Below are 9,384 nucleotides of genomic sequence, written 5' to 3'. Positions count from 1 at the left end.
CCTTGCTTGCAAAGCCGGAGATAACAGACCAGGACTGAGGATTGAGCCACATATTTGCCTCGGGGTCGGTTCTCTGACCGATAACGGTACCGTCCTCCTTGTAGCCTCTTATCCATCTGTCCTCGTTCCAGCAAGCGCTGAGGATATCGTCAAGCTTTGCCTTAACTTCATCAAGATATTTAACATAATCGGTATCGTTCTTCAGCTCTGCATAGCTTCTGAGAATCTTAACAGCGTAAACCAGCTGGAATGCAACGAATGTGGACTCGCCCTTCTTGCCGAGACGGAGACAGTCGTTCCAGTCAGCGTGGAGACCTGCGGGCATACCGTGGTTGCCGAGGTTATTCATAGAGAACATAATAGCTCTCTTGAGGTGGTCGTAAACAGTACCCTTTTCGCCGTCGTTAGCGTAGAGTATCTCTTCATCGAGGAATGCAATATCGCCGCTTTCGGAGATGTACTTGTAAATCGTGGGGAAGAGCCAGAGAGCGTCATCTGCACGGTAGGAGGGATGACCTGTCTCCTTAGCATATGCTGTGTTGGGGTCGTTTTCGTCGGGGTGATTTTCCTGACCTGCCTTGTGAGTGTACTTAACAAGAGGAAGACCTGCGCCGTTTGTGACCTGTGCGGAAAGCATAAACTCGATCTGCTTCTTTGCCATTTCGGGAGCAAGGTGGATAATACCCTGGATATCCTGAACGGTATCTCTGTAGCCGTAGCCGTTTCTCAGACCGCAGTACTGGAAGGAAGCCGCTCTGGACCAGATAAAGGTGATGAAGCAGTTGTATGCGTTCCATACGTTTATCATATTGTTGAAGTCTGCGTCGGGAGTATTTACCTGGAAGTTTCCAAGCTTGGAGTGCCAGAACTCCTTGAGCTCAGCGATCTCAGCCTCAACAACGCCGTCCTTCTGATACTTCTCGATGATCTCGGCAGCAACAGCCTCGGGTCTCTGACCGAGAATGTAGATGATCTCCTTTGTCTCGCCGGGCTGGAGAACGATATCGCTCTGGAGTGCGCCGCAGGAGTTGGTGTTGTAGTTGAGCTGACCGTTCAGACCCTCTTCAATTCCCTTGGGATTAGCATAGCTTCTGTATGAGCCGACGAATGCGTCTCTGTCGCCGCAGTATGCGGAAACATCAGCCTTTGCAACGCCGAGGAAGCGCTCATTATCGGGGTTCTTGAATACTTCATTCTGCTTCTGGAGAATGAAATTGCCCTTGAAATAGGTGTGTGTGATGAACAGAGTGTACTGGAGATTTACCTGGTCCTGCTCATAGTTGTTATCATTAACAAATTCGCAGTAGCCTGTTACGGAGAGCTTTCTGGGCTTGGAATCGGTGTTGGTTATCTTAGCAGCCCATACCTCGTAGAGAGCGTTTCTGGGAACGTAGTATGTAGTCTCGGTCTTGATATTCTTGTACTCGGAGGTGATAACGGTGTAAGCTGTACCGTGGCGGCACTCGCTCTTGTACTCGTCAAGAGGCTTGCAGACGGGAGACCAGGAAGCAGACCAATAATCCCCTGTTTCGCCGTCCTTCAGATAGATGTAGCGGCCGGGCTGGTCCATTGCAACAGAGTTGAAGCGGTAACGGATAATTCTTCCGTTAGCTCCCGACTTAACGAAGCTGTAGCCTCCTGCATTGTTGGAGATGATAGCGCCGTACTCGGGGTCGCCCAGATAGTTTGCCCAAGGCATAGGGGTATCGGGGCGGGTGATCACGTATTCCTTGTTCTCAAGGTCAAAATGTCCGTAATTCATAGGATAAACACTCCTTTTATGTTTTTGACTTTCGTTTATGTATAATGCATATACATTTCAAGTAACATTATAACATTTTTATATAGTTTTGGCAAGGGGTTTAGAAAATTTAACAATTTTTCTATGATAAATCAGTACATTTGATGACACTGCAGCATTTTTCAAACGTTTAGTATGTAAACGTATACAAAACATTTATCCGAATATCTATGCCGAAAGTCGGTTAAACGTTTTAGAGTATTAAGGATTTATGACAGACAAATTATCCTCTGAGATTTATGACATAGTTGAAACCCACATATTCACACCCTAAAAATCATGAAATATAGACAAATCACCGAAAAGCATTACATTCGCTTTACAAAATCTTCCGACTGTGGTATATTAAAGCGTAGGGCATATCCCCAATGATATTTAAGGAGAAGATAGTATGAAAAAAGTAAGATTTATGGCGGCTATTGCAGCTGCCGCTATGGCTATTACATTTGCAGGCTGCGGCGGAGCTTCCCAGCAGACCGCTCCCGAGGATACCGCTGCACCTTCCGAGGGTGCTGAGACTGCGGCTGCCGGAACCGACGAGTCCCTTCAGAAGATACTCGACAACGGCAAGCTTATCCTCGGTCTTGACGCTACCTTTGAGCCTATGGGCTACACCAATGAAAGCGACGAGATCGTAGGCTTCGATATCGACGTTGCAGAGGAAGTATGCGCAAGAATGGGCGTTGAGCTTGTTAAGCAGCCCATCGACTGGGATACAAAGGAACAGGACCTTGCCGTTGGCAGAATTGACTGCATCTGGAACGGCATGAGCATCAACCCCTCCAGAGCTGAGCAGATGAACCTTTCCGACCCCTATATGAAGAATGCAATGGTATTCGTTGTCCCCGCTTCCTCCGATGTGGCAGCAATGGGCGACCTGACAGGTAAGAACATTGCCGTTCAGAACGGCTCCTCCGCTCAGGAGATACTTGAGGCTTCCGAGCTTTGCACATCGGAAACTCCCGTTTCCGTAACCGCTATGGCTACAAACGTTGAGGCTCTCCAGCAGCTTGAGCTGGGTCTCGTTGACGCAGTTTTCCTTGACAGCGTTGTTGCAAACTATCAGATAACCTCCGCAGGCAAGGATTACAAGGTGCTCCCCGACGGTCTTGAGGAAGAGGAATACGCTATCGGCTTCCGCAAGGAAGATCAGGCTCTCCGCGACGAGGTACAGAAGATCCTCTGCGAGATGAAGGCTGACGGCAAGCTGGGCGAGATCTCCACAAAGTGGTTCGGCAGCGATATCACCACTGTTGAGGCTGCTCAGTGATCTGAATTTGACCGAATATAAAAAAGCTTCGTTTCGGAAATGTCCGAAGCGAAGCTTTTTTTATCCCATTTTCATCTGCAGCATAAGCCTGTTCTGCAAAGCCGTATCGTCCTTGAAACGTCCTCTGAGGGTCATCGTGGAGGTCTTTGCGGAGGGCTTTTTTATCCCCCTTGCAGTCATACAGCTGTGGCACGCTTCTATCATAACAGCCACATCGGGGCTGCCGCTTGCCATTTCCATTATCTCGGCAATGTCCGCACCTATTCGCTCCTGAAGCTGTAAGCGGCGGCACGCCATATCTGCTATACGTGCGATCTTTGAAAGCCCCAGCACCCTGCCCCTCGGAATATATGCCACGGAGATCTTCATATCGTACATAAGGGCAATGTGATGCTCGCAGTAGGAAAAGGCTTCTATATCCTTTACCAGCACAAAATCCTCGGAGCCGCTCTCCTCCTCAAAGGACTTGCTGAAAATCTCCGCAATTTCCTCGTTGGTATGGTTCATTCCCTCGAAGACCTCGGCGTACATCATTGCCACCCTGTGAGGGGTCTCTTTAAGCCCTTCTCTGTCGGGGTCGTCTCCCAGAGCGGTGAGAATGCCTCTGATATGCTCTTCAATTGCATTTGTGTCTATCTTTTTCATAGTATCAGTCCTCATTATACTCCCCTTTTATCGGGGTCCCATATGAATTTGTGAAGCTGGAGCTGGAAATTCACACCGTTCAGCTTGTTTTTCAGAATAAAGTCAACTATCCTTGCAGGCTCTATCTTCCCGAAAACGGGGCTGAAAAATACCCTGCACCTGTTTGTCACCCCGTACTCCTTTATTATCTCCAATGCACGCTCAAGGTCATTATCGCTGCCTGCGACGAATTTCACCGTATCCGTGCTTTTAAGCAGAGCGAAATTCGACAGGCGCATATGACCTTCCATTCCGCTTGAAGGGAGCTTATAGTCCATTGTTACGGAGGGACGGGGGGAAATGCTGTCGCAGACAGAAATATCAGCGCTGCCGTTGGTCTCTATCTCCACCTCGGCTCCCGTTTCCGCAAGTGCGCAAAGCAGCACAGAAACATTCTCCGCCAAAAGAGGCTCGCCCCCTGTAAGGGTCACGTTTTTTATGCCCGTACTGCGGACATATCCTGCTATTTCCTGCTCGGTCATTTTTTCGTGAGGGGCGTCAAAGCTGTTAGCCCACATCGTATCGCAGTAGGAGCAGCGGAGGTTACAGCCTGCCAGGCGAATGAACACTGCCGGCTCTCCTGCCTTTGTTCCCTCGCCGTTTATGCTCACGAATTTCTCGGCAACCTTATATTCCACAGCTCAGTCCTCCTCATAGACCGCACAGTTTGACGGAGTTTCATAAACCGTGACCCTTTTTACAGAGTAGCCCTCGTCTTTTAAAAGCCCGAAAATGTGCCGTGAGAAATTTTCCGCAGTGGGACGGAAATCCACCCTTACGACCGCAAAGCCCTCATCGGCAAGCGCCTGCTCGGTGGCGGCTTTCAGCGTTCCCATCTCATAGATAAGCCTATGGTCAAAGCTGTCGGCAATTTCCTTTAAATCTTTTTTGAAGTCTCCGAAATCCACTATCATTCCTCGGGTCTGACCCTCGCTTACAAGCTCCTCGGCGCATATCTCCGCTTCTATCTTCCAGCGATGTCCGTGGATATTGCGGCACTTGCCCTCATATCCGTAAAGAAAATGTGCCGAGTCAAAGGCGGCTTCGGTTTTAAGAATATACATCTTGAGCTCCCTTCAAAATAAAAAGCGGGCAGGAAAAGTACCTGTCCGCATATCTGTATAATTTCAGACGTCCCGGTTTTGTTTAACGACAGGAAGGTACTAATGAACTGTCGGCATAACCTATTATATCACCCCAAAGAGAGTTTGTCAATCCCCTTTTATTTTAATATTTTCGGCTGTCCCGACAACAATTTGCTTTCCTGTGAATATAATATCAGTATGACTTTTTTCATAGGAGGAAGCTATGCATACGAGTACAAGCGATTATATTACTTCATCTCTGGAGCTGCACCTGTTTTTCGGGCGCATAATGAAGGAGCATTCCCTGTTTCTTGAAGCAGGCTACACGCCCGTAAATTCAGATTTTGCGGCAAGAGCGGAGCATTACAAAAACGAATTTGAACGACTGCTGAGCCGTGCGGTATCACTTGCCGACGGAATTATCGGGGAAAGCATCCTTTCTTCGGGTGAGATCGTGACCGAGTTTACCGCAGCCGCCGAGCGTCAGACGGAAAAGCTTACGGGTATCCCCATCGACAGCGGCATAACCGACAGGGAGCTGAGACTTCGCTGCTGCGGTGCATCTGTCAGCCCACAGCTATACATACGCGCAAAGAGCCTAAACATAATCGCTCTGCGGCTTCTTGACGGTCTTATTTCGCTGAAAGAGGAAACTCTTGAACAGGTAAAAAGCTGTCGTATGTTCACCATGAACTATCCCCTTCTTATCGAGCACATCATCAGGGAGGCAAAGCTTTACAGGCAGTATCTCCGCAATTTAGAGGAAAGCGGCACTGTGGGTGCGCAGTCAATGAAGGAAGTGGAATGCTTCTGGAACCGAATTATGATGGAGCACGCAATGTTTATCCGAGGACTGCTTGATCCCTCCGAAGCAGAGCTTATAAACTCAGCCGACAGCTTTGCAAAGGAATATGCCGTTCTCCTGCAAAGCTGCAATAATGCACAGGATATGGCTCTCAGGGCACAGTCAAAAGCAGAAACGATAAAATTCAGAGACTTTAAGACCGCAGGCACAAAGGGTATAGAAAGCTGTCAGATACGCTCCCTTATCCTGCCGCTGCTTGCAGACCACGTTCTCAGAGAGGCTAACCACTTTTTAAGGATACTCGGGGAATAAAATAAATTACGCCTGCGGAACGCATATGTGCCGCAGGCGTTATTCACTTTATCTTCCGCCGCAGAACTCAATAAATCCCTTTGGGATAAGTTTTCTTCCGTTTGCGGCGATATTATGCTCCGCAATTTCGGGGTAATATTCCAGCCCGTGGATCATTACAGGCAGTTCCCTGCCGAATTTACGGGCGATGACCCCCGACTTATGCAGCAGCTTTACCGCAGAAGCTGCCAGCCTGAGCTCGCCGCCGCAGCCGATATATCTTATATATACCCTGTTGTCCTCCCCGAAAAGCGGCTGATCGTTCTGCAGCCAGCAGGCGTAGTTCCACCTTGCTTCGTCATCGTCAAAGCCGTCAATACTGCCGCGGCAGTTTTCTTCGGTATTATACCCCAGAAACAGCTCTGCGCTCCCATCGCTCTCGTTTGTCTCTATGTACAGCGAAAGGACATACACATCTTCGGGAATATCATTCAGGTCCGAAATAAGCTTTTCCATCTGCTCCGCTGCCTTCGGGGCAGTAAGATACGTCCTTTTGCCACACGCCTTTGAGGGAATGAACCACCCTGACTCATCGGCTAAGCCTGTTATCTTCCCGTCCTCATCATATCGGTAATAATACAGCACAGGGTCGGGACGGAAAAACGAATGCAGGTCATGATCAACAAAGTTGAAAAAGACCATTACCGACTGCTTTCTGCCGTTTTCATCATAGTCATAAAGGCAAAGATCTTCAAGATGTGTCATAAATCCGCCGAAGGGCTTTTTTAAGGCGCTATAGGTATAAGTGTAAAGGAGCCTGTCCTCCGAATATTTTGAAACATAGAGACGTGTGTTAATATGCAGCTCGTCACCGCACAGACCGAATTTTACACCGTCACGCTCAAAAATATACTCCTTCTCGCAAAGGCTGCTTTTAACGCTGCCCGCAATGTATTTTTCGGAGCAGACAAGCCTGTCCTCCTTATCAAAAAGATATCGGTAATAGTCCTTTCTCAAAGGCGGCTTTTTAAGCTTTTTTCCCCTTGATACGTTGGTTACCGCTATTTCAAAGGCGTCTCCGTCGTGATAAATCCCTCTGTGCAGAGTGTTTCCCGCGCAGGAGCCGTATTCCTCTCTTACGCCGTTTTTTTCGCAGCTTTCAATAATATCCGAAAGCTTTCCGCCGAAATATTCATTGACCATATTCCGAGACAGTTCCTTCTGCTCTCTGACGAATTTCTCAAGCATTTCCTCGGGATAGTCACGGTAATTCATTTCTGTCACCCCTTTATAAAACCGCCCCGACAAGGATATCTCATCGGGGCGGAAGCAGTTTACTTTATTTCGGGACCTGTGTAATCATCATCTGATGAATCTTTCTTTTCAAGAGATATCCTGCTGTCGGAACCGCTCTGCTCCTGCGCAGGAGCGGTGTTTATCTCCTCCATTCCGCCGTAGGGGGGAACGGTGGGCTGAGAATTATTCTGAGAGCCGTTCTGAGGATATGCGGGATAGCTGCCGCTTGTGCCTGCGCCGTTATCCACACGCTGATAGGGCATAGAGTTTGCCGCATCCTGCTCGGGGAAAGGAACGCCCTGTGCAGCCTTGCCGAACATTCCGCAAAGCTCGTCGGAAGAAGCAATTCCCGTAGCCATAGCCTTTTCTCTCATACAGCAGTAAAATTCCGCATATGTAGCGTAAATATAAGGATAGAGGAATACAAGACCTGCAATGGTAACAATACTTCCGAAAGATACGCCGACGAACTGTCCGATCGTGGAGCCTGCGAAAGAGGCAAGGAACAGCCAGCCGATAAAGGACATCTGCAGTCCGAAGTAATGAGCCTTTTCGCCGTTCATAGTCTGAACGCTTATCTCAAAGGCTCTCTTCTGAGGCATCTGAGGATTTTCGGCTAAGAGATAAGGCACCAGTGTGTAGGACAGTCTCTTGATGATCTGAGGAAGCATGAACACAACGTATGCAAGCATAGCAAGGATAAAGCTGCCAAGTATCTCCCAAGCCAGTGCCATAGCATCGTCCACTGAAGCGCTGTTCATATTTCCCGCACGTTTGATGGTGTTGACAAGCGAAAAACCAAAGAAGATAAAGGGAATAACTCCCAGCAGTCCCCAGAGCCAGAGCTTGAGGTCGTAGAGGAACATGGTCTTGACGGTATTGCCGAATTTTCCGTTTGAGAACTGGCTGAAAATATTGCTCACCTGAGCATTGCCCATTCTCGCGTCAAGATAGAAGCGGTTATGACCTACTGTAAGCGGATTTGCAAAAAGCAGGCTGTAGAGAAGCGAAAACAGTATCGACACCAGCACGATAACAGCAACCGTGCCTACTATTACCGAGAGAACACTCTCAACATCACTTGCGGATATATCTCCGAAAGCTTCTTCGAATATTTTCTCAAACTCCTCCGCCATTTCATCTCCCGAAGCCGAACCTGCGCCGCTGAATTCGTTGATGTAGTTTTCTATATCCTCCTCGGAGTCAAAATTGAAATCCGAGTCCGAAGCGGCAGATGAGCCTGAAATATAGCTGTTCATTAACTCGGTCACATCTTTCTGGTCGGTCTTGTACTGTGAAACAAGCCCTCCCGTAAGCAGCATAACGATAAGCGAAGCGCCCAGAGCAGCCCAGTAATAGCCGCTGAGCATTCTCTTGGCATTTTCTTTAAGCATTGAAATGCTCCACATAAATATACCCCGTCCTTTCACGGTATCTGATTTATATAAAAGCCCCTGTGCTTTTACATATTCATATTTATACTACCACATTTTTAATAAAATTGCAATAGATATGCCGATTTTTAATGTATATTTAATCTTTTCATAAGCTTTCGGTTTTGGTATAATCATACAAAAAAGACGGCAAAGCAGCGCTTCACCGTCTATATGATATTATTCGGACTTGAACTGTGAGGGGTGTCTTGTAAAGAAGTCCACCTTGGGCTCCAGGAATTTCAGCTTGTGACCCTCTGTGCCGAGTATCTCGGAAAGGGTGCTGAAAATGTTGTCCCAGCTCCAGAGGCTCTCGTCAAGATTCATATAATCCCTTATCATCTCAGTGCCGCGGGGAGCAAGGGGGTGGAGCAGCACAGCCGCAGTTTTTATCATATGGAATGTATCGATAAGATACTGCCTGCGGGCGGTATCGTCATCGGACTTGTCCGCCTCATTCTTTGCCTTGGACATATACTTGCTTGCCTTTCTGATGTAGGAGTCAAGCACGTATGTTACCTGATGGAACTCGGTCTTGTACATAAATCTCTCGTACTCAAGCACAGCCTTCTCCGACTCAGCCATAATATCCTCGGAAACGCTGCCCAGGGGCATTACGCCGTCATAATACTTCTGAACATCATAGAAGCAGGTGCGGATAACGCGGTTGAACACGTTTGAAAGCAGGAAGCCTTCCTTTGTAACGGGGTCGCTGTCCT

The 9,384-nt window shown here is 48.1% G+C and carries 8 protein-coding genes and 1 pseudogene; 2 read left to right on the top strand and 7 right to left on the bottom strand.

Annotated elements, in window-relative coordinates; translation table 11 throughout:
* Positions 1-1,762, bottom strand: a 1,762-nt coding sequence (locus ACI4J0_RS06645; RefSeq protein ID WP_439765032.1) for a GH36-type glycosyl hydrolase domain-containing protein, incomplete at its 3' end; no start/stop codon positions are given.
* 430 nt (positions 1,763-2,192) lie between these two features.
* Here ACI4J0_RS06645 and ACI4J0_RS06640 point away from each other — a divergent pair.
* Complete coding sequence (locus ACI4J0_RS06640) at positions 2,193-3,071, top strand: amino acid ABC transporter substrate-binding protein (protein ID WP_439765031.1); 879 nt, start codon at positions 2,193-2,195, stop codon at positions 3,069-3,071.
* A 60-nt stretch (positions 3,072-3,131) separates the two neighbouring features.
* Here ACI4J0_RS06640 and folE read toward each other — a convergent pair whose 3' ends face one another.
* Genes folE through queD form a run of 3 tightly spaced genes read right to left on the bottom strand, consistent with a single transcriptional unit; the run spans position 3,132 to position 4,819 of the window.
* Entirely contained in the window at positions 3,132-3,716 is a 585-nt protein-coding gene (gene folE, locus ACI4J0_RS06635; RefSeq protein ID WP_439765030.1) for a GTP cyclohydrolase I FolE, read from the bottom strand.
* 14 nt (positions 3,717-3,730) lie between these two features.
* The gene (queE, locus tag ACI4J0_RS06630; RefSeq protein WP_439765029.1) at positions 3,731-4,393 is read right to left on the bottom strand and encodes a putative 7-carboxy-7-deazaguanine synthase QueE; all 663 of its coding nucleotides are present in this window, start codon (positions 4,391-4,393) and stop codon (positions 3,731-3,733) included.
* A gap of 3 nt (positions 4,394-4,396) precedes the next feature.
* Complete coding sequence (queD, locus tag ACI4J0_RS06625) at positions 4,397-4,819, bottom strand: 6-carboxytetrahydropterin synthase QueD (RefSeq protein ID WP_439765028.1); 423 nt, start codon at positions 4,817-4,819, stop codon at positions 4,397-4,399.
* A 244-nt stretch (positions 4,820-5,063) separates the two neighbouring features.
* On the opposite strand from queD, the gene ACI4J0_RS06620 reads away from it, so the two are divergent.
* Positions 5,064-5,957, top strand: coding sequence for a DUF2935 domain-containing protein (locus tag ACI4J0_RS06620; protein ID WP_439765027.1), 894 nt, complete (start codon positions 5,064-5,066; stop codon positions 5,955-5,957).
* A gap of 48 nt (positions 5,958-6,005) precedes the next feature.
* On the opposite strand, the gene ACI4J0_RS06615 is transcribed toward ACI4J0_RS06620, so the two are convergent.
* The 3 genes and pseudogenes from ACI4J0_RS06615 to ACI4J0_RS06605 all read right to left on the bottom strand — a co-directional run.
* A complete protein-coding gene (locus ACI4J0_RS06615) occupies positions 6,006-7,211 on the bottom strand; it encodes a hypothetical protein (protein WP_439765026.1) in 1,206 nt (401 codons plus the stop codon).
* Between the two features lie 59 nt (positions 7,212-7,270).
* A complete protein-coding gene (locus ACI4J0_RS06610; RefSeq protein ID WP_439765025.1) occupies positions 7,271-8,641 on the bottom strand; it encodes a DUF975 family protein in 1,371 nt (456 codons plus the stop codon).
* 204 nt (positions 8,642-8,845) lie between these two features.
* Positions 8,846-9,384 (bottom strand): annotated as a pseudogene (locus ACI4J0_RS06605) (methionine--tRNA ligase); the annotation flags it as partial.

The sequence above is a fragment of the Huintestinicola sp. genome (genome assembly GCF_051882455.1).
In the GTDB taxonomy this organism is placed as follows: Bacteria; Bacillota; Clostridia; order Oscillospirales; family Ruminococcaceae; genus Huintestinicola.
This window is presented reverse-complemented; position numbering and strand designations above follow the sequence as displayed.

Excerpts from the sequence above, each read along its gene's own strand:
- ACI4J0_RS06620 (WP_439765027.1), top strand. The coding sequence starts at position 5,064 with ATGCATACGAGTACAAGCGATTATATTACTTCATCTCTGGAGCTGCAC.
- queD (WP_439765028.1), bottom strand. The coding sequence starts at position 4,819 with ATGTATATTCTTAAAACCGAAGCCGCCTTTGACTCGGCACATTTTCTT.
- ACI4J0_RS06615 (WP_439765026.1), bottom strand. The coding sequence starts at position 7,211 with ATGAATTACCGTGACTATCCCGAGGAAATGCTTGAGAAATTCGTCAGA.
- ACI4J0_RS06640 (WP_439765031.1), top strand. The coding sequence starts at position 2,193 with ATGAAAAAAGTAAGATTTATGGCGGCTATTGCAGCTGCCGCTATGGCT.
- ACI4J0_RS06610 (WP_439765025.1), bottom strand. The coding sequence starts at position 8,641 with ATGTGGAGCATTTCAATGCTTAAAGAAAATGCCAAGAGAATGCTCAGC.
- folE (WP_439765030.1), bottom strand. The coding sequence starts at position 3,716 with ATGAAAAAGATAGACACAAATGCAATTGAAGAGCATATCAGAGGCATT.